This window comes from Micromonospora craniellae (assembly GCF_014764405.1).
Lineage (GTDB): Bacteria > Actinomycetota > Actinomycetes > Mycobacteriales > Micromonosporaceae > Micromonospora > Micromonospora craniellae.
Genome location: NZ_CP061725.1, coordinates 2,039,032 through 2,063,820 on the forward strand (window position 1 = coordinate 2,039,032; position 24,789 = coordinate 2,063,820).

Sequence of the window (24,789 nt, forward strand, 5' to 3'; positions counted from 1 at the left end):
ACGTCGGCCCCGGTCGGTCAGCCGACGAACGGCGGCACCAGGATCTCGCCCCGGGCCACCGGCATCACCTGGCCGGCCACGCTGGCACCCAGCGCCACCCCACCGGCGGCGGTCACCGTGCAGTTCAGTGTCGACGGCCGGCCCATCTCGATGCCCTGCCGGACGGTGTACGACGACCGTCCCTCGCCGGGCAGCAGGCCGCTGGCGACCAGCCACACGCCCAGGCCGAGGGCGGCCGAGCCGGTCGCCGGATCCTCGGGTACGCCGAGACCGGGGACGAAGACGCGGGCCTGCGCGGTTTGCGCGGCGGCGTTCCAGGAGAAGACGCTCACGTGTTCGATTCCGTACCGCCGGGCCGCCACCGGATTGACCTCGGCCCTCGCCAGGGCGTCGGGGCGTACCGGCAGGAACGGGAACTCCAGCCCGCAGCCGGCCACCCGGGGTGCCGGGCCGAGGTGGTCGTCGGCGACCAGCCCGGCCACCTCCAGCAGCGGCTCCGGGTCGAACTCGGGACCGAGAGCGGGGGTGCCGCCGGTCAGCGTGGCACCGTCGCCGGTCACCTCGATCGGCAGTACTCCGGCACCGCACTCCTGGCTGACCTGCCCAGCCGCGAACAGGCCGCGCCGGCTCGCGGTCACCGCCGCGCCCACGCTGGGATGGCCGGCGAACGGCAACTCCTCGGTCGGGGTGAAGATCCGCGCCCGGTAGGTGGCGTTGACCTGGGTCGCGGGCAGCACGAAGACCGTCTCGGAGAGGTTGAACTCCCGGGCCAGCGCCTGCATCTGTTCGGTGGCCAGCCCCTCGGCGCCGAAGACCACCGCGAGCGGGTTCCCCGCGTACGGGCGATCGGTGAAGACGTCCACGATCTCGTAAGCCAAGGTCGACATGGTGCTAAACACTAGACGAGTTGTTCCGAATTGCGGTCAGTGGTCGTAGGCGATCAGTGACCGGGTGACGGGTGCGCCGGTCTTGTTGTTGTGCCAGATCGCCGCGGTCATGGCGAGGAGGCGTTGGGCGACCCGGACGGCCACACCGTCGAAGGTTCGTCCGCCGTGTTGTTCCAGGTCAAGCTGGCCTTTGAGGGTGTCGTTGACCGACTCGATCAACTGGCGGACCTTCTTGAGCATCGGCTCGCCGTAGCGGGCCTTCTCCTTCTTGCGGGACGGGCGCAGCAGTTCGATGCCCTGCTCGGCCAACTGCCGCTCGAATGGCTTGGAGGCGAATCCCTTGTCGCTGATCAGCAGGATCCTGTCGTGCTCTGCCACCACGCCGGCCTCGACGTCCAGCATCGCGGCGAGGACCTCTCGCTCGCCGATCTTCGGGTTCGCGAGGGCCCACAGGATCGGCATCCCGGTCGGGGTGCAGACCAGGTAGAGCCGGAGTCCCCAGAAGAAGCGGGAATGGGAGGCGCAGTAGCCGTATCCGGCCCAGCCGGCGAGGTCTGAGCGCTGGGCGGTGGGGCGGGACATGCCGCACGGGATGGGGGTGGAGTCGACGATCCAGTGGTGGTCGAACCAGAAGTCACTGTCGCGGGCCAGGTCCCGGATGACCTTTTTGATCAGCGGCAGGGCAGCGCGGAGCCGTTTGTTGTAGCCCGGCCGCTGCGGCAGGTAGGGAAACCAGGGGCGCAGGTGGATACGGGCGTAGCGGATCCAGTGCGCCTCAGAGCGGGCACCGAGCAGGACCTGCGCCACCGCGAGGCATACCAGTTCGGAGTCGGTCAGTAGCGGCGGCCGTCCCCGCCACCGGGGGGTGCGGATGCTGTCGTCGATCTTCACGTACAGTGCGGTCAAGAGGGTATCCAGGTCTTGCGTCACACCATGATCTTGGATGCCCTCTCTTCATGCCCAGACATCGACCCCTGACTTCGGAACTACTCGTCTAGGCCCTCCGGGCTGTCCGGACGTGACAGCCCGGCGCTGACTTCCGCGTACGCCCTAGGCTGGTGCCCGTGAGCACGCCGACCCGGGTCTACCTCGCCCGTCTCGCCGGCGTCGCCGTCTTCGACCCGAACGGCGACCAGGTGGGCCGGGTACGCGACGCGGTGGCTCGGCTCCGCGCCGGCCAGCGACCGCCCGAGGTGGTGGGCCTGGTCGCCGAGATCCCGATGCGGCGGCGCATCTTCCTCTCCATCAACCGGATCATCTCGATCGACGCGGACGCGGTGGTGCTCGGCAGTGGCACGTTGAACCTGCGCCGATTCGAGAAGCGCCCGAACGAGTTGCTGGTGCTCCAGGAGTTGCTCGACCGCCGGGTGCAGCTCGACCCGGACGACCGGGCGGCGACGGTGGTGGACGTGGCGATGGAGTGCAGCCGGGCCGGGGACTGGTCACTGGCCCGGGTGGCGGCCCGGGAACAGACCGGCCGGCTGGCCCGCCGGGGCAATCTCCAGCAGGTCGAGTGGGAGAAGGTACGCGGGCTCAGCGGCCTCGCCGAGCCCGGCGGTACCGCCAACCTGCTCGCCGTCCTGGAGGACATGCGCCCGGCGGACCTGGCCAACGCGTTGCAGGATCTGCCGGACGCCCGCCGCAACGAGGTCGCGGCGGCGCTGGACGACCCCCGGCTCGCCGACGTGCTGAGCGAGTTGCCCGAACGCGACCAGGTGGAGATCCTCACCGCGCTGGGCCGCGAGCGGGCCGCCGACGTGCTGGAGGAGATGGATCCCGACGACGCCGCCGACCTGCTGGGCGAGCTGCCGCCACCGGAGCAGGACGTGTTGCTCGACCTGATGGAGCCGGACGAGGCCGACCCGGTCCGGCAGTTGCTGAAGTACACCCCCGGGACGGCCGGCAGCGTGATGACGTCCGAGCCGGTCATCCTGCCCCCGGACGCGACGGTGGCGGAGGCGCTGGCCCGGATCCGGGAACCGCAGCTCTCCCCGGCGGTCGCCGCGCAGGTGTTCGTGTCCCGTGCGCCGATGGCCACACCGACCGGCCGCTACCTGGGCATGGTGCATTTCCAGCGGCTGCTCCGCGAGCCACCGGCGGACCTGCTCGGCGGGGTGGTGGTCAACGACATCGACCCGTTGCGGCCGACCACCCCGCTGCCGGAGATCACCCGCCGGATGGCCACCTACGACCTGGTCGCCATGCCGGTGATCGACCTGAACAACCGGCTGGTGGGCGCGGTCACGGTCGACGACGTGCTGGACCATCTGCTGCCCCCGGACTGGCGGGACCGCGACGCCGTGCCGGGCCCCCCACCGGAGGCCGCCGACGGTGCGGTGTCCGCCGATGTGAGCACGGAGCGAGCCGATGGCTGAGCAGCGGCGGACAGAGCGGCTGGACCTGCCCCGGGAGCCGCGTGGCCTGAAGTTGCCCCGGGTCGACCAGGAGACCTTCGGCCGCTGGTCGGAGGCGATCGCGCGGGGCATGGGTACGGCGAACTTCATCGTCTACATGACGCTGTTCATCACCCTGTGGTTCGTCTGGAACACGCTCGCCCCGGCGGGCCTGCGCTTCGACCCGTACACCTTCACGTTCCTCACCCTGGTCCTGTCCATCCAGGCGTCGTACGCGGCGCCGCTGATCCTGCTGGCGCAGAACCGCCAGGCCGACCGGGACCGGGTGGCGTTGGACGAGGACCGGCGCCGGGCGGGCATGCAGAAGGCCGACACGGAGTACCTGGCCCGGGAGATCGCGGCGCTGCGGATCGCGTTGGGCGAGGTGGCGACCCGGGACTTCCTCCGTTCCGAGCTGGCCCGGATGGCCGAGGAACTGGACGAGGCGGCACAGCGTCGCCTGCGGTTGGAGCGGCGGCTCCGGGAGGGATCGGCGGCGCGGGGCGACGACGCCGATCCGCTGGACGAGCCCCGCGACGAGATGGACGGCGACCTTCCGGGGGACGGCCGGCGCGACAGCGGCACCTCCCGCCACCCCTGACCCTGGTCATCGACTGGCTCACACCATCGCTGCTGGCGCCGGTGGCGGATCACGCCCGACGTAGCATTGCGGGCATGTCAGCTCCCGTCAGCACCGTCCACGACGCCGTCCAGGCCGCCCTGGCCACCGTCGACGACCCGGAGATCCGCCGGCCGATCACCGAACTCGGCATGGTCAGATCCGCCGAGGTCGGCGACGACGGGGTGGTCCGGGTCGCGCTGCTACTCACGGTCGCCGGTTGTCCGTTGAAGGACAAGCTGCGGGCGGACATCACCGCCGCGGTGAGCGCGGTGAGCGGGGTCACCGGCGTGGAGATCGACTTCGGTGTGATGAGCACCGAGCAGCGCCAGCAGCTTCAGGCCACGCTGCGCGGCGGTGGGGCGTCCGAGGAGCCGGTCATCCCGTTCGCGCAGCCGGGCTCCCGCACCCGGGTGTACGCGGTGGCCAGCGGCAAGGGTGGCGTGGGCAAGTCCAGCGTGACGGTGAACCTGGCGGCGGCGCTGGCCGCGCGGGGCCTCTCCGTCGGCGTGGTGGACGCGGACATCTACGGACACTCGGTGCCCCGGATGCTCGGCGCGGACGGCCGTCCCACCCGCGTCGAGGACATGATCATGCCGCCGGAGTCGCACGGCGTGAAGGTCATCTCGATCGGCATGTTCACCGCCGGCAACGCCGCGGTCGTGTGGCGCGGGCCGATGCTGCACCGCGCGCTGCAGCAGTTCCTCGCCGACGTGTACTGGGGCGACCTGGACGTGCTCCTGCTCGACCTGCCCCCGGGCACCGGTGACGTGGCCATCTCGCTGGCCCAGTTGCTGCCGAACGCCGAGATCCTGGTCGTCACCACGCCGCAGGCCGCTGCCGCCGAAGTGGCCGAGCGGGCCGGCGCGATCGCGTTGCAGACCCATCAGCGGGTGGTCGGTGTGATCGAGAACATGTCCTGGCTGGAGCTGCCGGACGGCTCCCGGATGGAGGTCTTCGGCGCCGGTGGCGGTCAGACCGTCGCCGACTCGCTGACCCAGACCATCGGCGCGCAGGTGCCGCTGCTGGGTCAGGTGCCGCTCGACACCCGGGTACGCGAGGCGGGCGACGAGGGGAACCCGATCGTCCTGGCCGCGCCGGACTCCCCGGCGGCGAAGGCGCTGGGTCAGGTCGCCGACCGGCTCGCGGTGCGCCGGGAGTCGCTGCTGGGAAAGCCGCTCGGTCTCACGCCGGCCGGCCGCTGACGGACGGGCGCGCCGTCAGGTGATCTCGTCGTAGCTGGCGGCGCGCGGGGCCGGCGGCGGGGACGCTGCCGGGGCGGAGGTACGCGTCGTCAACGGCGTGGCGGTGGGGGTCCGCAGGTCGGCGGCGGTGGCGACCTCCTTGAGGTCGTTGTGCACGCCGGTGACGTCCGCCCGAAGGTTGTCGTAGATGCCCTGCATCGGTTTGCGGATCGCCTGCTCGTCTTCCTCGCTGAGCAGGTGCTTGCGGATGAACGCCTTGGGGTGCAGGTCCTCCAACTGGATGTCGGTGCCCAGCTCCTTGCTGAGGTCGGTGGTGGCGTTCCGCGCCATGTTGCGCAGGTTGCGCACCATCCGCAGGCCGTCGCTGATCACCTGCGGCAGCCGGTCACCGAAGATCAGCAGCGCCAGCAGCAGCAGCGCGCCGACCTCCCACATGTTCAGGTTCTCGAACACCCCGTCCTCCTCCCCCTGCTATCGCAGCCAGAGTACGCACGTCGGGGGCCTGGCCAGAAGGGGTTCTGCGAGGTCACTTCGCATCCGCCGCCAGCGTGACCGAGGCGTTCTGCCGGTCGCTTCCCCGCCGGTACTCGACCGTCACCACGGAGCCGGGCGCGTACTTGCGGACCAGGGCGATCAGGTCGGTCGGCTCGGTCATCGGTCGGCCGTCGAGCCGCAGGATCACGTCGCCGGCCCGGAGCCCGGCACCGGCCGCCGGCCCCGCCGGTTCCACCGCGGCGAGGCGGACGCCCGCCCCGCTGGTGTTGGCACCGGGCCCGCCGACCTGCGCGCCGATCACCGTACGCCGGGCCTTGCCGGTGCCGATGATCTCCTGGGTGACCCGCTTGGCCTGGTTGATCGGGATGGCGAAGGCGAGACCGATGTTGCCGGCCTCCTGGCCGTCGGCGACGAGGGACTTGATGGTGGAGTTGACGCCGATCACCCGTCCCGCCGCGTCGACAAGCGGCCCGCCCGAGTTGCCGTGGTTGACCGCGGCGTCGGTCTGGATCGCGGCGTAGTAGCGCGTCGGGCCGCCCGGCTCACCGGCCTGCATGGTCCGGTCCAGGGCGCTGACGATGCCCGACGTGACCGTGTTCGCCAGCGACAGCGGCGAACCGAAGGCCAGCACCGGGTCACCGACCGCGAGGGCGTCGGAGTCGCCGAACTCGACCGGACGCAGCCCGGTACGTGAGACCTTGATCACGGCGAGGTCGGACTCCGGGTCCTGGCCCACCACGGTCGCCGAGTCGGTGCTGCCGTCGTTGAAGACCACCGAGGCCTTGCCGCTGCCGCCGGCGACCACGTGGTCGTTGGTGATCACGTGTCCGTCGGTGCTGACGATGAACCCGGAGCCCTCGCTGGTGCCGCCCACCCCGGCCACCCGGACGGTGACCACGCTGGGCAGGACCCGCTCGGCCACACCGGCCAGTGACTCCGGCGGGCGCTGCGCGAGCGTGGGGGCGGTGCCGGGCGCGGCACCGAGCACCGGCCCGTCCGCGCCGCCACGGATCGCGAAGGCGTACCCGAGGGCACCGCCGAGCGTGCCGGCGAGCAACGCGGCCAGCAGCGGGACCAGCAGCATCTGGTGCAGTCTCGGGCGGCCGGGCGCGTCCGGGTCGGTGACCTGTTCCGGCTCGGCACCGACGATCGGTGCCGCCGGCAGCACCACCGCCGCCAGCGCGTTCGGATCCCGCCACGGGTCGGTGAGCGCGTCGGACCACCACGGTGAGGCGCCCGGCGGGCCGCCCTCGCGTGCCGGCGAACTCGCCGGCGGAGCTCCGGGCACCGGCTGTCCCGCCGGTACGCCGCTCGCGCCGGGCTGGCGCCAGTCCCAGCCGTCGGTCACTCGGTGCCTCCCAGTCCGTCCCCCGGTACCCCGCGATCCGGTGATCGGGCGCCGCCCCGATGCCGTCGACGGGATACCGCTTCCAGGATTGCACGGATGCGCCGTATGGGGTCAGCGGTTGTCACTGCGGGTGGACGCGCGGCTGCGCCCGTGGCGGGCCGCCTCTAGAGTCACAGTGCCCACCCGCCCTGCGCATCATGCTCGCCGCCCGGAGGTGTCCCATCGCCACGGTCGCCGGTTCCGGCAGTTCGACGAACCCGGCTCTCCAGTTCGCGGAGTCGTACGTCACCGAGGATCTCGTGCTGCGTACCGCGCGCAGCCTCGCCCGAGAGGTCGGACTCGACGCGGTCACCCCGGGCGCGGGTGCCGCGTTGCGCCTGCTCGCCGCCGCCGGCAACGCGCGGGCGGTGGTCGAGATCGGCACCGGCACCGGGGTCAGCGGCGTCTGGCTGCTGCGCGGCATGCGGGCCGACGGGGTGCTCACCACCATCGACGTCGAGGTGGAGCACCAACGGATCGCCCGCCGGATCTTCACCGAGGCCGGCTTCGTCGCCGGCCGGACCCGCATCATCACCGGACGGGCGCTGGACGTGCTGCCCCGACTCGCGGACGGCGCGTACGACCTGGTGTTCGTCGACGCCGAGGCGACCGGCTTCACCGCCTGCGTGGAGGCCGCGCTGCGGCTGCTGCGGCCGGGCGGGGTGCTGGTCCTCAACGGCACGCTGGCCGGGGGTCGGATCGGTGACCCGGCCGCCCGGGACGCGGAGACGGTGACGGTGCGCGAGACGGTGAAGGCCATCCGCGAGTCGGAGCACTGGATCCCGGCGATGCTGCCGGTGGGCGACGGACTGCTGGCCGCGGTGCGCTGCTGAACCGGCCGCACCGCCGCCCGGCCGCCGGTCAGGAGAGGGTCGCCAGCCAGCGCAGCAGGCCGCGTACGCCCCAGCCGGTCGCGCCCCGGGTCAGCTCCGCGTCGTCGCGTTCGCACCAGGACGGCGCCGACATGTCGATGTGCAGCCACTGGCGGCGCAGCTCGCCGGTGAACTCCCGCAGGTAGAGCGCGGCCAGCACGGATCCGGGCCCCTGCGTCGACGCGCTGTGCAGGTCGGCCAGGTCGCTGCCGAGGTGCTCGACGTAGTCGGCGGCCAGCGGCATCCGCCAGGCGGACTCGCCGGCCACAGCCATGGCGTCCAGCAGGTCACCGGCCAACTGGTCGTTGTCGCTGTAGAGCGCGCCGGTGCGGGTGCCGAGCGCGACCGCGTTCGCCCCGGTCAGCGTGGCCAGGTCGATCAGCAGGTCGGGCTTGAGTTCCTGCACGGCGTACGCCAGCGCGTCGGCGAGGACCAGCCGACCCTCGGCGTCGGAGTTGGTCGTCTCACTGGTCAGGCCGCCGTAGTGCCGGACGATGTCGCCGGGGCGGAACGCCGAGCCGCTGACCATGTTCTCGGCCAACGGGGCGAGCGTGGTGATCCGGACCGGCAGCCGCAGGGCCGCCGCGCCGAGGGTGGCCGCGACGACGGCCGCCGCCCCGGCCATGTCCTTGCGCATCAGCTTCATCGCCGGCACAGGCTTGATCGAGATGCCGCCGGTGTCGAAGGTGATGCCCTTGCCGACCAGCACCACGTGGGTACGGGCGTCGGCCGGGTGCCAGTCCAGCTCGACCAGGCGGGGGCTGCTGGCCGAGCCGCCGCCCACCGCGAGGATCCCGCCGAATCCCTCGGCGGCCAGTTGCTCCGGCTCGCGTACTCGCAGCGCGAGTCCGGGCAGGTCGGCGGCGGCCTCGGTGACCTGGGCGGCGAACCACTCCGGGTTCTTGATGGAGGAGGGGGTGTTGGTCAGGTCGCGGGCCAGCCGGGTCATGTCGGCGGTCGTCCGGGCCGCCGCGACGGCTTGCGCGTGGGCCTCGGGGTCGCTGACCGCCAGGTCGACCTCGGTCAGTACGGGGGCGTCCGGGTCGTCGCCGAGACGAAACCGGTACGAGCCGAGCAGCAGGCCCTCGACCAGCCCGCGCACCGCGTCGGGCCCCGCCTCCGCAGGCAGCACTACTGTGACATGCGTCTCATCTCGGGCTGCCCGGACCAGTCCGGCGCCCGCCGCGCGCCACGCCGCCTCGTCCGCCTCACCCACGCCGAGCAGCAGCAGGCGGGCCGGTGTGCCGCCCGGTCGCACCTGGGTGTGGACCTGCCCGGGACGGCCGGTGACGCGGGCCAGCGGAACCAGCGCGGCAGCCTCGTCGGCGATCCCCGTGGGCAGCGTCGCCCCGGTGGGCACCGGCTCGGCCGGTGTGTCGTCGCCGGCACCGGACCGGACGGGCAGGGCCAGGATGTCGAGCCGGTCCGGCTCGGCGGTCAGACGGATGGCGAGCACGCGGAGCCGTACCTCCTGAGGACGATCGCCGGGGCGGCTGCCCGGCGAGATGGTGTGAAGGCCCTGAGCCACCGGCTCAGCCGGTGGCTCAGGGCTTTGACGAACCGTCCGCGGCGGCGAGCGTCGCCGACGCACCGGCCTTGTTCAGCCGGCGGCCGCTTTCAGCGCGTCACCGAGCGCCGTCGCCTCGTCGGGAGTCATCTCGACGACGAGCCGGCCACCGCCCTCCAGTGGGACCCGCATGACGATGCCCCGGCCCTCCTTGGTGACTTCCAGCGGACCGTCGCCCGTCCGCGGCTTCATCGCCGCCATGTTGTCTCCCCTCAGACCTACACCAGGGTCGGTGGGTTGCCCCACAGCCACTTCGCCATGACCACCCGCAACGTGCGCGGGAGGTGTCGACCAACGATTTTCCCTGATGAACACCGCCGGACCCAAACCGAAGCAGCATTGATGTAACAGCATCTAGCTTATCGCGAGATGGCCTGTCACAATGTGCGGTCATGCAGGCACGGTCGGCACTCTTCGACCTGTACGGCGACCACCTCCGACCCCGGGGTGGCCGCGCGCCCGTTGCCGCCCTGGTGAAGCTGCTGGCGCCGCTCGGGATAGCCCCACCCGCCGTGCGGACGGCGGTCTCCCGCATGGTCCGTCAAGGCTGGCTCGAACCGGTCAAACTGACCTCCGGGCCGGGCTATTCGATCACACCGAAGGCGGCCCGACGACTGGACGAGGCGGCCTCCCGGATCTACCGCACCGGTCGGGTCACCTGGGACGGGCGGTTCGATCTGCTGGTGCTCGACGCGCCGACGGCGCGACGCGACCGCCAGCGCCTCGCCGCGAACCTGCGGTACCTCGGCTACGGCACGCTCGACGAGCAGACCTGGGTGGCCACCCGTCCGGCCGAGGACGTCGACCTGCTGCTCAGCGAGGCGGGCGTACGTTTCGAGCGGTTCAGCGCCGCGCACGCCGCCGGCACGCCGGGCGCGATGGGCCTGGTCCGCCGGGCCTGGGACCTGGCCGAGATCGGCCGGGCGTACGAACACTTCGTCGCCGAGCAGCGAACACTGCTGACCGGCGTCTCCGCGCGCAGTGGCGACGAGGAGGCGTACGCGGCCCGGTTCCGGCTGGTGCACGCGTGGCGTACCTTCCTGTTCCGGGACCCGCAGCTGCCACCGGCGCTGCTTCCCGAACGCTGGCCCGGCACCGCCGCGGCCGGCTTCTTCGACCGGCACGCGGCCCGGCTCCGGCCGGCCGCCGACCGGTACGTCGAACAGTGCCTCGACGGAGGACACCGGATCGCCCGACAGAAGGGTCGCCACACGTGACAGAGCCGCTGCTCGTCGACCGCACCGACGCCGTCGCCACGCTCACCCTGAACCGCCCGGCGGCGATGAACGCGCTCGACGTGGCGCTCAAGGAGGCGCTCCGGGACACCCTCGCCGAGCTGGAGGCCGACCGCAGCGTCCGGGCGGTGGTGCTCGCCGGGGCCGACGGAAACTTCTGCGCCGGCCAGGACCTGCGGGAACACGTGACCACCCTCCAGGAGGGCGCGGGCCGGCCGCTGGACACCGTGGCGGCACACTACAACCCGATCGCCGCCCGGCTCGCCCACCTGGCCAAGCCGGTGGTGGCCGCGGTACGCGGGATGGCCGCCGGTGCCGGCGCCTCGCTGGCGTTCCTCGCCGACTTCCGCATCGGCGGGCCGTCAACCAGCTACCTGATGGCGTTCGCCAAGGTCGGGCTCGCCGCCGACACCGGCGCGTCCTGGACGCTGCCCCGGCTGGTCGGCCACGCCAAGGCCGTCGAGCTGCTGATGCTGGCCGAGCCGGTACGCGCCGACGAGGCCAGCCGACTGGGCCTGCTCACCCGGCTGGTGGACGACGACGAGCAGGTGCTCCCCACCGCACAGGAACTCGCCACCCGGCTCGCCGCCGGCCCGACCGTGGCCTACGCGGCGATCAAGCGCCAACTCTCCGTCGCCGATGCCGGCACCCTGACCGACGCGCTGGCCGCCGAGGCGAAGGCGCAGGCGATCTGCGGCGGCACCGCCGACCACCACGCGGCCACGCTGGCGTTCGTCAACAAGCAGAAGCCGGTCTTCGAGGGACGCTGATCCGAGCGGGTCAGTCGTCCTCCTCCGGGTCCTGGTTCGCCTCGGCGCCCAGCACGAATGCCTGCATGGCCAGTTCGTCGCCGGAGGGCGAGACGAAGGCGGGCAGTTCCCGGGGGCCCAGCTCCTGCACGTAGGCCCAGAACAGCCGGACCGCCTCGGCCGGCGAGTCGGCCTCGATCGGCAGGTCCAGGCTGACCAGCCAGGTACGTCGCTGCTGCGGCGGGCCGAGCCGGTCGGCCAGGTCGCGGAAGGTCACCGGGTCGAGCGCGGTGACCGGCCCGTCGAGGGTCAACGTCTCCGCCGGCACGGGCTCGTCGAAGGCCCGCCGGGTGTACGTGACCACCAGCGCGTCGGGCCCCCGGCCGGATTGCGGGTCCTCGGGATCCTCGGGACCGTACCCGGTCGGCACGGCGACCCGGCCCAGCGCCACCAGCCGGGGCGGCTCGTCGGCCAACACCGCGACCTGATCGCCGGGGCCGGGCAGGAGGCGGTCCTCCAGGCCGGTCAGCTCCAGCGTGTCGTGGTGCACGAGCCGTTCGGCGTCGTACCTGCCTGGCGGCAGGAGCACCGCCCAGGCTCCGGTGCCCTCCGCGTGGCTCGCGCCGTTGGGCCGGTGCACGGTGTCGGTCGTCATGTCCTCATCTCATCACGTTCGCCCGGGTCGCCACGACGTGGCAGCCCGCCAGGTGATCGTCGACCATTCCGGTGGCCTGCATCAGCGCGTACGCGGTGGTCGGGCCGACGAACCGGAAGCCGCGCCGCTTGAGCGCCTTGGCCAGGGCGGCGGAGACGTCGGTCGACGCCGGCACCCCGGTCAACTCGGTGGGGCGGGCTCGGTCTGCGGGCGGCGCGAACGACCAGAGCAGTGCCGACAGCCCCTCTGGCAGCTCCAGCGCGGCCCGGGCGTTCGCGATCGTCGCCTCGATCTTCGCGCGGTTGCGGACGATGCCCGTGTCGGCCAACAACCGCGCCACATCGGCCTCGCCGTAGCCGGCCACCGCCTCGATCCGGAAGTCGTCGAAGGCCGCCCGGAACGCCGGACGCTTGCGCAGAATGGTCAACCAGGACAGCCCGGACTGGAACGCCTCCAGCGTCATCCGCTCGTAGAGCGCGTCGTCGCCGCGCAGCGGGCGGCCCCACTCGGTGTCGTGGTAGACCGCGTAGTCGGGCGTGCTCGCTCCCCAGGCGCAGCGGGCCAGCCCGTCGGCACCGATCACCAGCTCAGTCACGGCCCCCAGGCTACGTCGCGGGTGTGACCGTCGCGGCCGGAAGGATCGGCCGCAGCACGGTACCGATGCCCCCCGGGGGCAGGTAGCACATGTGCTACAGTAGGCGTATGCATGAGGTGGGGCTGCGGGAGATGCGACAGAACGCCAGCGACCTGGTACGTCGGGCGCAGGCGGGCGAACGTGTGACGATCACCGTCGCTGGCCGACCTGCAGCCGTGCTCGGCCCGGTAAGTCCTCGCACCTGGCGCGAGTGGGACGACCTTGCCGGCGTGTTCGACCAACCCACAGACCAAGGGTGGGCGGGTGATCGGGACCTGCTCGACGACGCCGTCACCGGTCCGTGGGCCGAGCGGTGAGTCGCGGCATCCTCGACACCAGCATCCTTATCGCCACCGACGTGACCCCGATTCCCGGCGAGCTGGCCATCAGCGTCGCCAGCCTCGCCGAACTCCAGTTCGGTGTCCTGGTCGCGAAAACCGCCGAGGCGAGGGCACTCCGGTTGGCACGGTTGAGCGCCATCCAACGTCGATTCGATCCACTTCCCATCGACGAAGTGATCGCCGACAGCTACGCACGGTTGGCCGCACGCGTCGTCGAGACCGGCCGCCAGCCGCGAGCCAGGGTGATGGGCCTGCTCATCGCGGCAACTGCACACGCCCATGACGCCGCCGTATACACCCGTAACGCCGAGGACCTCGCAGGTCTCGAAGACCTCATAACGATCCACACGATCTGACTCTCACACCGCCCACTGGCAAGGAAGCTCGTGGTGCTCGCGGGTCTGCTCACCACGGAACAGACCCCGCGCCCACCCCGCCGCCATAAACCGGAAGCCGGCTCGGCGGTCGGCGGGGTGTACCAGGGTCAGGGCAGGTGGCCCTGCTCGACCTGGCGGGCGAACCGGCGCAGCGCCTGGGTGAGGCTGAACTTCGAGCCGGGCCAGAGCACCGGCCAGGCCGCCCGCCCGGCGGTTCCGCCGGGCAGGTGGAACCACTCGTGCCAGACCACCTGGGTACGCCCGCCCGCCAACGGGGTGCAGCGCAGCACGCCGGGGCCCCGCAGCAGGGTGCCGCAGTGCACCACGCCGATCTCGTACGGCGCGTCCACCCGGACGACCCGCATCTTGTCCCGCAGCACCGCCGGGCCGAGCGCGGTGACCGCCTCGACCAGGCTGCCCTCGCCGCCGTCGCCCTCGACCACCCGCACCCTGGTGAACGGAATCCAGTCGGACTGCCGTTCCCAGGCGAGCAGGGCCGCGAAGACCTTCTCGGCCGGGGCGTCGACGATCACGGTCGCGGTGACCTCACCGGCGCCCGGCTGGGCCGCCTGACGCAGATCGTCCTGTCCCTCCGGATCACTCACGCCGACTCCGAGCGGACCACCGGCCCGCGCGGCTCGGCCTCCGGCCCGGCCTCGTCCGACCTGCGGTCTTCCGCCTCGCCAGACACGGCGCTACCGGACGTGGCGGCGGTGTCGCCGGGCGAGGAGGCGTTCGCCGGAGTGGCAGGGACCTCCGGCTCCGCCGGGGTGACGGTGATGTCGGAAACCGGCGGGGTGGCGGGGTCGGACACCGGCGGGGTGGACGCGTCGGGGGCCGTGGTGGTGTCGGGGGCCGTGGTGGTGTCGGGGGCCGTGGTGGTGTCGGGGGCCGTGGTGGTGTCGGGGGCCGTGGTGGTGTCGGGGGCCGTGGTGGTGTCGGCGGCCGGGCCGGTGGCCAGGCCGGCGGACTGCTCGCGGGCGCGCTGCAGGGCATCGGCCTCGGCCGTACGCCCGTCCCGCAGCGCGGTCACCTCTGCCTCCAACACCCCGATCAGCTCGGTCTTGTAGCCGATGTCGTACGCCGCCCGGCGCAGCGCCTGGTCGACCTGGGCCATCCGGTATCCGCGCAGCGCGGTGTCGAAACGCAACTCGCCCACGTCCGACTCGCGCAGCGGACGGTCGCCGGGCAACGGCACCGCCCGCCCGTCCGCCTCGGCCGGCACCAGGCCGGGATCCCGGCCGGTGACCAGCACCGTCACCCCGAACACCACCGCCGCGACGGCGACCGCCACGACCAGCAGGAGCAGAAGCTGACCCATACCACTGATCGTGGCACGTCGACGGGCGCGGAGCGACCCCACCCGGCGCGCCGTACCGGACGGTGCTCGTGACCTGGCACGGGATAGCGTCGTGGATGCCGGCCGCGTGATCGACCGGCGGCGTACGGCGATGGAGGAGGCGGCGTGGCCGGGGAGCTACGGCTCGGTGGACGGACGTTCGGCCCCGACGATCTGGTGGTGATGGCGATCGTCAACCGCACGCCGGACTCGTTCTTTGACCGGGGTGCGACGTTCGAGGCCGACAGCGCCCTGTCGGCGGTGGCCCGCGCCGTGGACGAGGGCGCGCAGATCGTCGACATCGGTGGGGTGAAGGCGGGGCCGGGCGCCGAGGTGGACGTCGCCGAGGAGATCCGCCGGACAGTGGACACCATCGCCGCCGTCCGGGCCGGCTTCCCGGACGTGGTCGTCTCCATCGACACCTGGCGGGCCGAGGTGGCGGTGGAGGCAGTCGCCGCCGGCGCCGACCTGCTCAACGACACCTGGTCGGGCGCAGACCCGGCGTTGGCCCGGGTCGCCGCGCGAACCGGCGCCGGGCTGGTCTGCTCGCACGCCGGTGGGCTGAGCCCACGGACCAGGCCGCACCGGGCAGCCTTCGACGACGTGGTGGCCGACGTCGTGAGGACGGTGACCGGGCTCGCCGAGCGGGCGGTGTCCCTGGGGGTACGCCCCGACGGGATCCTCATCGACCCGGCGCACGACTTCGGCAAGAACACCCGGCACTCGTTGGAGATCACCCGACGGCTCGGGGAGCTGGCCGGCACCGGGTGGCCGTTGCTGGTGGCCCTGTCGAACAAGGACTTCGTCGGCGAGACGTTGGACCTGCCGGTCGCCGAGCGGCTGGAGGGGACGCTCGCCGCAACGGCGGTCTCCGCCTGGCTGGGCGCCCGGGTCTTCCGGGCCCACCAGGTCCGCCAGACCCGCCGGGTGCTGGACATGGTGGCGTCCATCCGGGGCACCCGCCCGCCCACGCTCACCCGACGTGGGCTGGCCTGACCGGGGTCAGGTCCAGTCGAGGATCTTGCGACGCCAGGCGTAGAGCAAGCCGAGGGCGAGGACCGCCACGAAGATCGCCATCTCCACCACGGTGACCAGGCCGAAGCCGGGCCGGGCGAAGACCACCGCCCAGGGGAAGAGGAACACCGCCTCGACCGCGAACAGCACGTACAGGTAGGCGTAGACGTAGTAGCGGATCTGCATCTGCGCCCAGTCGCCGCCGACCGGGTCGACGCCGCACTCGTAGTTGGCTCGTTTGCCGGGCGGGTCCGCCGGGCTGGCCGGGCGCAGCACCCGGTTGGCCGAGAAGGCGACCACGAGGAAGAGGACGCCGGCGAGCAGCAACAGCCCGAGCGTCGCGTACGAGCCCAGGTAACCGGTCACGATCGATCAGCCTACCGGCGGGAACCGTCGGCGGGTCGGGTCAATCCCTGGCGGTCCGCCCGGATTGGGCGGTGATCTGGATTACGGCGTGCCGGGCGAAACACCCCAAGGGGCCGCATAGACCCTCACAATCCAGTCCCAGTCGGCGGACCTCCGGGGCAGGCGGGAACCCGATCCGACGTAGGCTCTGGGTGAGGAATGACAGGCGGGCCGGCCCCTTCGCGGACGGCCGGTGCAGCGGCGCGTCAAGGAGGTCTCGTGGCCGGGCAAGGCGAGGTCACCATCCAGTTCAGCCGAGCGGGCCACGCACGACGGAGCGGGGTGCGGCCGTGAGCAAGCAGATCCGCCAACTGGAGCGGGTGGTCATCCGGTTCGCCGGCGACTCCGGCGACGGCATGCAGCTGACCGGTGACCGGTTCACCTCCGAGACCGCGCAACTGGGCAACGACATCTCCACGTTGCCCAACTTCCCGGCCGAGATCCGGGCACCCGCCGGCACCCTGCCGGGTGTGTCGAGCTTCCAGGTGCACTTCGCCGAGTACGACATCCTCACGCCCGGCGACGCGCCGAACGTACTGGTGGCGATGAACCCGGCGGCTCTCAAGGCCAACCTCGCCGACCTGCCGCGCGGGGCCGACATCATCGTCAACACCGACGAGTTCACCCGGCGCAACCTGGCCAAGGTCGGGTACGCTAGCAACCCGCTCGACGACGACAGCCTCGCCGGGTACGCGGTGCACCCGGTGGCACTGACCTCGATGACCATCGGTGCGCTGGCCGACCAGGACGTGTCCAAGAAGGACGCCGAGCGGGCCAAGAACATGTTCGCCCTCGGCCTGCTGAGCTGGATGTACTCCCGCCCGTACGACTCCACGCTGCGGTTCCTGGAGCGCAAGTTCGCCAAGCGTCCCGAGCTGGTCGCCGCCAACATCGCCGCCTTCAAGGCCGGTTGGAACTTCGGCGAGACCACCGAGGACTTCGCCGTCCGGTACGAGGTCAAGCCGGCCAGGATGCCGCCCGGCACGTACCGCAACATCACCGGCAACGCCGCGCTCTCGCTCGGCCTGGTGGCCGCCGGGGTCCGCTCCGGCCTGCCGGTCTTCCTCGGCGCCTACCCGATCACCCCGGCCTCGGACATCCTGCACGAGCTGAGCAAGCACAAACGGTTCAACGTCACCACGATGCAGGCCGAGGACGAGATCGCCGCGATCGGCGCGGCGCTGGGCGCCTCGTACGGCGGCGCGCTCGGGGTGACCACCACCAGCGGTCCCGGTGTCGCGTTGAAGGGCGAGACGATCTCGCTCGCGGTGGCGTTGGAGCTGCCGCTGGTCATCGTCGACGTGCAGCGGGCCGGACCGTCCACCGGCATGCCGACCAAGACCGAGCAGGCCGACCTGAACATGGCGTTGTTCGGGCGGCACGGCGAGGCGCCGGTGGCGGTGATCGCGCCGAAGTCGCCGTCGGACTGCTTCCACGCGGCGCTGGAGGCGGCGCGGATCGCGCTGACCTACCGCACGCCGGTGATCCTGCTGTCGGACAACTACGTCGCCAACGGTTCCGAGCCGTGGCTGCTGCCGGAGGTGGAGTCCCTGCCCGACCTGCGGGTCGAGTTCGCCACCGCGCCGAACGGCGAGGACGGCACCACCTTCCTGCCGTATCTGCGCGATCCGCAGACGCTGGCCCGCCCGTGGGCGGTGCCCGGCACCCCCGGCTTGGAGCACCGGATCGGCGGGCTGGAGAAGGCCGACAAGACCGGCGACATCTCGTACGACCCGACGAACCACGACTTCATGGTGCGTACCCGGGCCGCCCGGATCGAGACGATCCCGGTGCCGGACGTCGAGGTGGAGGACCCGGACGGCGACGCCCGGGTGCTGGTGCTCGGCTGGGGTTCGACGTACGGCCCGATCGGTGCCGCCTGTCGCGCGCTGCGCCAGCGCGGGCTGCCGGTGGCCCAGGCGCACCTGCGTCACCTCGCGCCGATGCCGGCGAACCTGGGCACGGTGCTCAGTGCGTACGACCGGGTGGTCATCCCCGAGATGAATCTCGGCCAGCTCGCCCACGTGATCCGGGCCCGCTACCTGGTCGACGCGATCGGCTACAACCAGGTCCGCGGCCTGCCGTTCACCGCCGCCGAGCTGGAGTCGATGCTGGAGGAGGTCCTGAAGAATGTCTGAGCCCGTCGCTCTGAAGCTCACCGCCAAGGACTTCAAGTCCGACCAGGAGGTGCGTTGGTGCCCCGGCTGCGGTGACTACGCGATCCTCGCGGCGGTCCAGCAGTTCATGCCGGAGCTGAACATCCCCCGGGAGAACATCGTCTTCGTCTCGGGCATCGGCTGCTCGTCGCGTTTCCCGTACTACATGAACACCTACGGGATGCACTCGATCCACGGGCGCGCCCCGGCGATCGCCAGTGGCCTGTCGGTCTCCCGTCCGGACCTGTCGGTCTGGGTGGTCACCGGTGACGGTGACGCGCTCTCCATCGGCGGCAACCACCTGATCCACGCGCTGCGCCGCAACGTCAACCTCAAGATCCTGCTGTTCAACAACCGGATCTACGGCCTGACCAAGGGGCAGTACTCGCCGACCTCCGAGGTCGGCAAGGTCACGAAGTCGACGCCGGTCGGCTCGGCGGACGCGCCGTTCAACCCGTTGTCGCTGGCGCTCGGCGCGGAGGCCACCTTCGTCGGCCGCACCATCGACTCGGACCGCAAGCATCTCCAGTCGGTGCTGCGGGCTGCGGCCGAGCACGAGGGATCGGCTTTCGTGGAGATCTACCAGAACTGCAACATCTTCAACGACGGCGCGTTCGAGCAGCTCAAGGACCCGGGCGTCCGCGACGACCACCTGGTCCGGCTGGAGCACGGTCAGCCGATCACGTTCGGCAAGGACGGGCAGTTCTGCGTGGTGCACCCGCCGCGCGGCTTCGGCCTGGAGGTCCGCGAGACCGCGTCCACCCCGGCCGAGGAGATCGTCGTGCACGACACCACGGTCGACGACCCGGCGTACGCCTTCGCGCTGTCCCGGCTGCCCGGGTTCGACCTGCGCAACACTCCGATCGGGGTGTTCCGGTCGGTGCGCCGTCCGTCGTACGACAGCGTGGTCCAGGCGCAACTGGACGAGGCCCGGGCCTCGGTCACCGAGACTCCGGAGCAGCAGCTCGCCGGCCTGCTGGGCAGCGGCGACACCTGGACGATCCTCTGACCCACCGAGTCACCTGAACGGCCGGGCCGCTCCCGAGTGGGCGGCCCGGCCGTTTTGCGTACCAGGTCAGACGGTGGCCGGCACCCAGAGCTCGTCGATGCTCCGCTGCGCCACCGCGAGGCTCTCCTCGTGCAGCGGGATCAGCTCGGACATGGCCGGAACGCTCGACGCCAGGGTCAGCTCGCAGCCGATGAACCTCGGCTCCAGGCCGGTCATCGACAGGCCGTGCGGCAGCCAGGGTGCGGCGTGGTCCCAGCCCTCGCGCGGGGTGCCGGAGCCGTAGCCGCCGCCCCGGGCGGCCAGCACGATGAGCTCCCGGCCGCCGAGCAGCCCTGCGCCGGTGGCCGGGTCGTACGACAGGCCGGGCGCGATCAGCGTGTCCACCCAGCTCTTCACGCTGCTCGGCGCGCCGTAGTTGTAGAGCGGCAGACCGAGCAGCACGGTGTCGGCGGCCCGCACCTCGGCGACCACCTGCTCGGTCAGCTCCCAGATCCGGTGCTGCTCCGGGGTGCGCTGGTCGGGCGGCGTCCGCCGGGCCGTCTCGGTGGCCTCGTCGAGGTGCGGCAGCGGCTCCTTGCCGAGGTTGCGGTAGGTGATCGTGCCGCCGGGGTGCGCGGCCTGCCACGCGGCGGCGGCGCGGGCGGTGAGCCGGCGGCTGACCGACTGCTCTCCCCGGATGCTCGAGTCGATGTGCAACAGGTGCGGCATTGGCTAACCCCTCACAGATGGCTTGTGTAGCGCCAACTATTTATAGCAGGCCAATGTTTCGTGGTGGGGGTAAACTCGGTCACATGACTGCCGGGCCGGGCGAGCACAGGGAGCGCCGTTCCGGCGCCCTGCTCGAGTTCCTGGCCCGCCGGATGCGGCTGCGATCGGAGTCGGTGCTGGCACCGCTCGGCCTACGCCCCCGCCACCTGGTCGCGCTCACCGTGCTGCGGGAGGCCGGCGAGATGAGTCAGCAGGCGTTGGCGGGCAGCCTGCAACTCGACGGCACGAACGTGGTGGGGCTGCTCAACGACCTGGAGACGGCGGATCTCGTCGAGCGTCGCCGGTCCCCCGAGGACCGCCGCCGGCACGTGGTCAGCCTCACCGAGCACGGGACGAAGCGGCTCAACGAGGCCGAGTGCGCCCTGGCCAGCGCCGAGGACGACGTGCTCGCCGCACTCGACCCCGTCGAGCGGGACACGCTCTACGACCTGCTGCGGCGAGCCAGCAGCGGCGGGCCGGCGACCTGCACGGAGGCCATCCGGGACAACCCCGACGTCCTCTGCTGACCCGGCTCGGCGATCAGGGCAACGTGTTGGCGGTGGGCCGGTCGTCGCGTACGTGCACCAGCATGTCGCCGGTCTCGACCACCGCGCCCGCCTGGTCCGCCAGCGTGACCACCTTGCCGCGCCGGACCAGGGCGATCACCAGGGACTTTAGTTCGCGCGGATTCCGGCCCACCTCGTTCCGCTCCGCCGACCGCATGGCCAGGGCCATCCCCTGACCGGGGGTCAGCAGGTCCTCGACCACGTCGATCAGCGGTGGCGCGGAGGTCGACAGGCCCAGCAGACGCCCGGCGGTCGCTGACGAGACGATGACGTGGTGCGCACCGCTCTGCTTGAGCAGCGGCGCGTTCTCCGCCTCCCGAGCGGCGGCGATGATCCGGACCTGACCGGCGGTGAGCTGCCGTACGGTCAGCGCCACCAGCACCGACGCGTCGTCGCTGTCGGTCGCGATGATCACCGCCTTGGCGGTCCGCACGTGTGCCTGGTTGAGCACCGAGGATCGGGTGGCGGAGCCCTCGATGGCGACCAGCCCGTTCGTGGTGGCCTGCCGCAGCGCCGCGCCGTTGCGCTCCACCACGACGATCCGGGACTTCTCGAACCCGTTCTCCAGCAGCGCCGAGACCGCACTACGGCCTTTGGTGCCGTAGCCGCAGATGATGACGTGATCCTTCACTTTTCTCTCCCACCGGTGCAGGCGGCGGCCGGTCCGGTACTGCTCGGTCAGGACTTCGAGAGTGGTGCCGACCAGGATGATCAGGAACAGCACCCGAGCCGGCGTGATGAACAGGACGTTGATCAGCCGCGCCGAGTCGCTGACCGGGGTGATGTCGCCGTACCCGGTGGTGGAGAGCGAGACGACCACGTAGTAGAAGCAGTCGAGGAGCGTGATGCCGTCCTCGTTGACGTCCCGGTACCCGTCGCGGTCGAGGTAGACCACCGTCACCACGGCGAGCACCAGTCCGACGGCGGCGGCCAGCCGCATACTCAACGCGCTGAGCGGGCCCCGACGCTGCGCGGGAAAGTGGATCACCGCGGGGCCTGGCCCGACTCGGTCGACTGCACGCCCACAAGATAGCCCCTGCCCGCCGATCCGCACGGCGGGGTGGCGGAGCGAGGGGCGGCGCGGCGGGCGGCAGCCCGGCATGATGGGAACGGTCAGCGCAGACCGGCGAGAGTGAGGCCCCGGCATGACGTTGCTGCGACGGGTGATCGGTGCGGTCCTGCGCCGCCAGCGCCAACGACAGCGCCGCACGCTGCGCGAGGTGGCCGAGGCCGCCGGCGTGTCGGTGCCCTACCTCTCCGAGGTCGAGCGGGGGCGCAAGGAAGCCTCCTCCGAGGTCCTCGGCGCCGTCTCCCGGGCGCTCGGCCTTCCGCTCTCCGACCTGCTCGGAGAGGTACGCGACGAGCTGCGCCGGGTCGAGCGGCCCGCCCCGACCACCCCCCAGGGCAGTTACGTCCCGGCCGTCCGGGGTGGCGACCCCACCGCCTCCGTCCCGCGCGGCACGGACGGCTTCGCCCACCCGGTCGCGCAGTTCGGCGGCATCGGGTTCGGCAGCACCCTGGTCGACGCCGCGTCCCTCGGCAGCGGCCTGGGCGGTGGCTCTCGGGGCGGCGCCGGGACGGCGGCGATCGGGGGGTTCACGCAACTGGGCGGCGAGTTCGGCATCGGTGGTACCGCTGCGGGAAGTGTCGTTGCCGGTGGTGTCACTGCCGGACCGGTCGGCGGCTTCGGCTTCCGTGGCGGTCTGCGCGTCATCGTCTTCGGCGACGCCACCGAGGTCGACGCCGGTGACGACGTCACCAGTCCTGACCAGGCCAGGTCCGCCACGACAGGACGCCATCTGCAACCGCTGTCGAGCTGATCCGCCTACGCTGTCAGGCGCGTCGACGTGGCCTTCGACGAGATCGCCGACTGGCCGCCGCCCCGACTGCCCACCCGGCTGGCCACCCCGGCTGCTCGCCGGGACCGTTCTGCCATGGGCGGATCTGCCCCGGGCAGAAGTGCTGGGGAACGGCCACCCGGGCGGCGCACGCTGGACGGGCCGGTTCCCGGGCGGCGGAGGTCGCCCACCGGCGGCGCGTGGAGGTGGACGAGATGGTCACGATGCTGGACGACGGTCAGCGGACCTTCGGCGACCAGGTGTACGAGCGGCTGCTGCGGGAGCGGATCGTCTTTCTCGGCAGCGAGGTGACCGACGAGGTCGCCAACCGGATCAACGCCCAGATCCTGCTGCTCGCGGCGGAGGACCCGGACCGGGACATCCATCTGTACATCAACTCGCCGGGTGGCTCGGTGAGCGCCGGTCTGGCGATCTACGACACGATGCGCTTCGTCCGCAACGACGTGGCGACGCTGGCGCTGGGCCTGGCCGCCTCGATGGGCCAGTTCCTGCTCTGCGCGGGTGCCGCCGGCAAGCGGTACGCGCTGCCGCACACCCGGGTGGTGATGCACCAGCCGCACGGCGGCTTCGGCGGCACCGTCAGCGACATCACCATCCAGGCGGAGAACATGCTGCACGTCAAGCGGACCATGCTGGAGTTGATCGCCCAGCACAGCGGTCGCCCGTTGGAGGAGGTTCAAAGCGACTGGGACCGGGACCGCTGGTTCACCGCCGACGAGGCCCGCGAGTACGGCCTGATCGACCAGGTGGTCCGCGCCGCCACCGACCTCCCGACGCCCCTGACCGCCGGCTAGCGGCCACGCCGCCTGGCGGGTCGAGCGCTCAGCCGCGCCGACCCGCTGGATCAGGACGGTGGCTACGCCTGCTGGCGGGCGTCGTAGCGGGCGCGGGCGGCCTCCACCTCGGCGAGGTGGTCGGTCGCCCAGGATTCCAGGCCGGCCACCAGTGACCGCAGGTCGTGCCCCAGGTCGGTGAGCTCGTAGTCGACCCGGGGCGGGACGGTGGCGTGCACGGTGCGGGTGACCAGGCCGTCGCGTTCCAGGCCGCGCAGGGTCTGGGTGAGCATCTTCTGGCTCACCCCGTCGATCCGCTGGGCCAGCTCGCCGTACCGTTTGGGGCCGTTCGCGAGGGTCAGCACCACCAGGACGCTCCACCGGTCCCCGATCCGGTCGAGGACCTGCTGGATCGGGGCGTACCGGCCGGGCAGATCGTGGCGCTCGGCCGGGAGACCGCCCGCCTCGCCGACCTGGCCGGGCGTGGCGTCACCGTCCGGCAGGCGGACTACGACGATCCCGAGTCGCTGCGGGTCGCGTTCGCCGGTGCCGAGAAGCTGATGTTCGTCTCCGGCAGCGAGGTGGGCCGGCGGGTGGCGCAGCACCGCAACGTGGTCGCCGCCGCCACGGAGGCCGGTGTCGGGCTGGTCGTCTACACCAGCATCCCGAAGGCCGACACGTCCAGCCTGATCCTCGCCACCGAGCACCGCGCCACCGAACAGACCGACGAGGGCCACACCAACCGGGTGTACGAGCTGGGTGGTCCGGCGTTCACCCTGGGCGAGCTGGCCGCCGAGGTGTCCCGGCAGAGCGGTCGGGAGGTGGGCTACCTGGACCTGCCGGTGGAGAGGTACGTGGAGGTGCTGGTCGACGCCGACCGGGGTGCCGCCGAGGGTGAGCTGTACGTCGAGGGCGACGACCTGGCCACGCTGATCGGCCGACCGCCGGTGACCCTCGCCGAGGCGATCCGCACCGCGCTCTGACCACGGACGACCCGCCGTCGCCATCGGTGGCGGCGGGCCGTTGTCACAGGGGCGGGTTAGCGTCGCGGAATGACACAGACAACGGGGGAACGAGTGACGTCGGGTCGGACGGTGGCGCAGAAGATGGGCGTCATGCCGGGCAGCCGGGCCTATCTGGACGCGGCGCCCGCATCAGCGGTCGAGGCGCTGCGGCTGCCCGAGCTGGCGGTCGCCGACTCGCTGACCGGGGAGTTCGACTACCTGCACCTCTTCGTCACCACGCAGGAGGAGATGCGGCACCGTTTCCCGGTGCTGCGGGAGCACCTGCGCCGGGGCGGCATGCTCTGGCTCTCCTGACCCAAGGGCGGCCGGCTCGGCTCCGACCTGGAGCTCAAGAGTGTGATCCGGATCGGCTACGACTTCGGGCTGGTCGAGAGCACCTGCCTGCGCGTCGACGAGGTGTGGGCGGGCTTGAAGTTCACCCACCCCAAGCCGGGCAAGGTCTACCGCAACAGCTACGGCACCCTGCCCGGCTCCTGACGA

The 24,789-nt window shown here is 72.0% G+C and carries 31 protein-coding genes; 17 read left to right on the top strand and 14 right to left on the bottom strand.

Features of this window, described 5'->3' with window-relative positions; all coding sequences use genetic code 11:
- Window positions 1–17: 17 nt before the first annotated feature.
- Both ID554_RS09350 and ID554_RS09355 read right to left on the bottom strand, forming a co-directional pair.
- Window positions 18–887 carry a PhzF family phenazine biosynthesis protein gene (locus ID554_RS09350; RefSeq protein ID WP_117228603.1) on the bottom strand — a complete coding sequence of 290 codons (870 nt, stop codon included), beginning with the start codon at window positions 885–887 and terminating at the stop codon, window positions 18–20.
- A gap of 36 nt (window positions 888–923) precedes the next feature.
- Window positions 924–1,817 carry an IS982 family transposase gene (locus ID554_RS09355; protein ID WP_191088568.1) on the bottom strand — a complete coding sequence of 298 codons (894 nt, stop codon included), beginning with the start codon at window positions 1,815–1,817 and terminating at the stop codon, window positions 924–926.
- Window positions 1,818–1,951: 134 nt separating this feature from the next.
- Between ID554_RS09355 and ID554_RS09360 the strand changes: the two genes are divergently transcribed.
- From ID554_RS09360 to ID554_RS09370, 3 genes are all read left to right on the top strand, one after another.
- On the top strand, window positions 1,952–3,262 hold the full coding sequence (locus tag ID554_RS09360) for a magnesium transporter MgtE N-terminal domain-containing protein (RefSeq protein ID WP_117230059.1): 1,311 nt from the start codon (window positions 1,952–1,954) through the stop codon (window positions 3,260–3,262).
- Window positions 3,255–3,881: a DUF1003 domain-containing protein gene (locus ID554_RS09365; protein ID WP_117230060.1), complete on the top strand. Its 627-nt coding sequence runs from the start codon at window positions 3,255–3,257 to the stop codon at window positions 3,879–3,881. Before ID554_RS09360 ends, ID554_RS09365 begins: the two co-directional genes overlap by 8 nt.
- 74 nt (window positions 3,882–3,955) lie before the next feature.
- On the top strand, window positions 3,956–5,104 hold the full coding sequence (locus tag ID554_RS09370; protein WP_117230061.1) for an Mrp/NBP35 family ATP-binding protein: 1,149 nt from the start codon (window positions 3,956–3,958) through the stop codon (window positions 5,102–5,104).
- A gap of 15 nt (window positions 5,105–5,119) precedes the next feature.
- Here ID554_RS09370 and ID554_RS09375 read toward each other — a convergent pair whose 3' ends face one another.
- Together ID554_RS09375 and ID554_RS09380 are read right to left on the bottom strand one after the other, a co-directional pair.
- The gene (locus ID554_RS09375) at window positions 5,120–5,557 is read right to left on the bottom strand and encodes a Sec-independent protein translocase family protein (protein ID WP_117230062.1); all 438 of its coding nucleotides are present in this window, start codon (window positions 5,555–5,557) and stop codon (window positions 5,120–5,122) included.
- A gap of 73 nt (window positions 5,558–5,630) precedes the next feature.
- Complete coding sequence (locus ID554_RS09380) at window positions 5,631–6,947, bottom strand: S1C family serine protease (RefSeq protein WP_117230063.1); 1,317 nt, start codon at window positions 6,945–6,947, stop codon at window positions 5,631–5,633.
- Window positions 6,948–7,144: 197 nt separating this feature from the next.
- On the opposite strand from ID554_RS09380, the gene ID554_RS09385 reads away from it, so the two are divergent.
- Window positions 7,145–7,819 (top strand): O-methyltransferase, encoded by a 675-nt coding sequence (locus tag ID554_RS09385; RefSeq protein WP_317985220.1) that lies wholly within the window; start codon window positions 7,145–7,147, stop codon window positions 7,817–7,819.
- A 28-nt stretch (window positions 7,820–7,847) separates the two neighbouring features.
- Here the strand turns inward: ID554_RS09385 and ID554_RS09390 are convergent, their stop codons facing one another.
- Window positions 7,848–9,314 (bottom strand): leucyl aminopeptidase family protein, encoded by a 1,467-nt coding sequence (locus ID554_RS09390; RefSeq protein ID WP_117230064.1) that lies wholly within the window; start codon window positions 9,312–9,314, stop codon window positions 7,848–7,850.
- Window positions 9,315–9,458: 144 nt separating this feature from the next.
- Entirely contained in the window at window positions 9,459–9,626 is a 168-nt protein-coding gene (locus ID554_RS09395) for a DUF3117 domain-containing protein (RefSeq protein ID WP_013283866.1), read from the bottom strand.
- Between the two features lie 191 nt (window positions 9,627–9,817).
- Between ID554_RS09395 and ID554_RS09400 the strand changes: the two genes are divergently transcribed.
- The gene (locus ID554_RS09400; RefSeq protein ID WP_117230065.1) at window positions 9,818–10,642 is read left to right on the top strand and encodes a PaaX family transcriptional regulator; all 825 of its coding nucleotides are present in this window, start codon (window positions 9,818–9,820) and stop codon (window positions 10,640–10,642) included.
- Entirely contained in the window at window positions 10,639–11,430 is a 792-nt protein-coding gene (locus ID554_RS09405; RefSeq protein WP_117230066.1) for an enoyl-CoA hydratase/isomerase family protein, read from the top strand. Before ID554_RS09400 ends, ID554_RS09405 begins: the two co-directional genes overlap by 4 nt.
- A 10-nt stretch (window positions 11,431–11,440) precedes the next feature.
- Here the strand turns inward: ID554_RS09405 and ID554_RS09410 are convergent, their stop codons facing one another.
- On the bottom strand, window positions 11,441–12,064 hold the full coding sequence (locus ID554_RS09410; protein ID WP_117230067.1) for a hypothetical protein: 624 nt from the start codon (window positions 12,062–12,064) through the stop codon (window positions 11,441–11,443).
- 4 nt (window positions 12,065–12,068) lie between these two features.
- Window positions 12,069–12,659 (bottom strand): DNA-3-methyladenine glycosylase I, encoded by a 591-nt coding sequence (locus ID554_RS09415; protein WP_117230068.1) that lies wholly within the window; start codon window positions 12,657–12,659, stop codon window positions 12,069–12,071.
- A 107-nt stretch (window positions 12,660–12,766) separates the two neighbouring features.
- On the opposite strand from ID554_RS09415, the gene ID554_RS09420 reads away from it, so the two are divergent.
- Window positions 12,767–13,015, top strand: coding sequence for a type II toxin-antitoxin system Phd/YefM family antitoxin (locus ID554_RS09420; protein WP_117230069.1), 249 nt, complete (start codon window positions 12,767–12,769; stop codon window positions 13,013–13,015).
- Window positions 13,012–13,395, top strand: coding sequence for a PIN domain-containing protein (locus ID554_RS09425; RefSeq protein WP_117230070.1), 384 nt, complete (start codon window positions 13,012–13,014; stop codon window positions 13,393–13,395). Before ID554_RS09420 ends, ID554_RS09425 begins: the two co-directional genes overlap by 4 nt.
- Before the next feature lie 128 nt (window positions 13,396–13,523).
- On the opposite strand, the gene ID554_RS09430 is transcribed toward ID554_RS09425, so the two are convergent.
- Entirely contained in the window at window positions 13,524–14,021 is a 498-nt protein-coding gene (locus tag ID554_RS09430; RefSeq protein ID WP_117230071.1) for an SRPBCC family protein, read from the bottom strand.
- Window positions 14,018–14,737 carry a DivIVA domain-containing protein gene (locus tag ID554_RS09435; protein ID WP_117230072.1) on the bottom strand — a complete coding sequence of 240 codons (720 nt, stop codon included), beginning with the start codon at window positions 14,735–14,737 and terminating at the stop codon, window positions 14,018–14,020. The genes ID554_RS09430 and ID554_RS09435 overlap by 4 nt, the downstream gene beginning before the upstream one ends.
- Window positions 14,738–14,881: 144 nt before the next feature.
- Between ID554_RS09435 and folP the strand changes: the two genes are divergently transcribed.
- A complete protein-coding gene (folP, locus tag ID554_RS09440) occupies window positions 14,882–15,751 on the top strand; it encodes a dihydropteroate synthase (RefSeq protein ID WP_117230073.1) in 870 nt (289 codons plus the stop codon).
- Between the two features lie 6 nt (window positions 15,752–15,757).
- Here the strand turns inward: folP and ID554_RS09445 are convergent, their stop codons facing one another.
- Window positions 15,758–16,135, bottom strand: a complete 378-nt coding sequence (locus ID554_RS09445; protein WP_117230074.1) for an NADH-quinone oxidoreductase subunit A — start codon at window positions 16,133–16,135, stop codon at window positions 15,758–15,760.
- 329 nt (window positions 16,136–16,464) lie between these two features.
- Between ID554_RS09445 and ID554_RS09450 the strand changes: the two genes are divergently transcribed.
- Together ID554_RS09450 and ID554_RS09455 are read left to right on the top strand one after the other, a co-directional pair.
- Complete coding sequence (locus tag ID554_RS09450) at window positions 16,465–18,312, top strand: 2-oxoacid:acceptor oxidoreductase subunit alpha (protein WP_117230075.1); 1,848 nt, start codon at window positions 16,465–16,467, stop codon at window positions 18,310–18,312.
- Window positions 18,305–19,339: a 2-oxoacid:ferredoxin oxidoreductase subunit beta gene (locus ID554_RS09455; protein WP_117230076.1), complete on the top strand. Its 1,035-nt coding sequence runs from the start codon at window positions 18,305–18,307 to the stop codon at window positions 19,337–19,339. Before ID554_RS09450 ends, ID554_RS09455 begins: the two co-directional genes overlap by 8 nt.
- A 66-nt stretch (window positions 19,340–19,405) precedes the next feature.
- Here the strand turns inward: ID554_RS09455 and ID554_RS09460 are convergent, their stop codons facing one another.
- Window positions 19,406–20,047 (bottom strand): FMN-dependent NADH-azoreductase, encoded by a 642-nt coding sequence (locus ID554_RS09460; RefSeq protein WP_117230077.1) that lies wholly within the window; start codon window positions 20,045–20,047, stop codon window positions 19,406–19,408.
- Between the two features lie 83 nt (window positions 20,048–20,130).
- Here ID554_RS09460 and ID554_RS09465 point away from each other — a divergent pair, with 83 nt between their 5' ends.
- A complete protein-coding gene (locus tag ID554_RS09465; protein ID WP_223884503.1) occupies window positions 20,131–20,613 on the top strand; it encodes a MarR family winged helix-turn-helix transcriptional regulator in 483 nt (160 codons plus the stop codon).
- A 13-nt stretch (window positions 20,614–20,626) separates the two neighbouring features.
- Here ID554_RS09465 and ID554_RS09470 read toward each other — a convergent pair whose 3' ends face one another.
- On the bottom strand, window positions 20,627–21,640 hold the full coding sequence (locus ID554_RS09470; protein WP_117230079.1) for a potassium channel family protein: 1,014 nt from the start codon (window positions 21,638–21,640) through the stop codon (window positions 20,627–20,629).
- A gap of 157 nt (window positions 21,641–21,797) precedes the next feature.
- On the opposite strand from ID554_RS09470, the gene ID554_RS32745 reads away from it, so the two are divergent.
- Together ID554_RS32745 and ID554_RS09480 are read left to right on the top strand one after the other, a co-directional pair.
- A complete protein-coding gene (locus tag ID554_RS32745) occupies window positions 21,798–22,472 on the top strand; it encodes a helix-turn-helix domain-containing protein (protein ID WP_317985221.1) in 675 nt (224 codons plus the stop codon).
- A gap of 233 nt (window positions 22,473–22,705) precedes the next feature.
- Complete coding sequence (locus ID554_RS09480) at window positions 22,706–23,305, top strand: ClpP family protease (protein ID WP_117230091.1); 600 nt, start codon at window positions 22,706–22,708, stop codon at window positions 23,303–23,305.
- Between the two features lie 62 nt (window positions 23,306–23,367).
- Here ID554_RS09480 and ID554_RS09485 read toward each other — a convergent pair whose 3' ends face one another.
- Window positions 23,368–23,802, bottom strand: a complete 435-nt coding sequence (locus ID554_RS09485) for a winged helix-turn-helix transcriptional regulator (protein ID WP_223884643.1) — start codon at window positions 23,800–23,802, stop codon at window positions 23,368–23,370.
- Here ID554_RS09485 and ID554_RS09490 point away from each other — a divergent pair.
- The 3 genes from ID554_RS09490 to ID554_RS31495 all read left to right on the top strand — a co-directional run bounded on the left by ID554_RS09490 (window position 23,722) and on the right by ID554_RS31495 (window position 24,786).
- On the top strand, window positions 23,722–24,267 hold the full coding sequence (locus tag ID554_RS09490) for an NmrA family NAD(P)-binding protein (protein ID WP_233527464.1): 546 nt from the start codon (window positions 23,722–23,724) through the stop codon (window positions 24,265–24,267). The genes ID554_RS09485 and ID554_RS09490 overlap by 81 nt on opposite strands.
- 93 nt (window positions 24,268–24,360) lie before the next feature.
- Entirely contained in the window at window positions 24,361–24,603 is a 243-nt protein-coding gene (locus ID554_RS31490; protein WP_223884504.1) for a hypothetical protein, read from the top strand.
- 42 nt (window positions 24,604–24,645) lie between these two features.
- A complete protein-coding gene (locus ID554_RS31495) occupies window positions 24,646–24,786 on the top strand; it encodes a hypothetical protein (RefSeq protein ID WP_199489272.1) in 141 nt (46 codons plus the stop codon).
- Window positions 24,787–24,789: the final 3 nt, after the last annotated feature.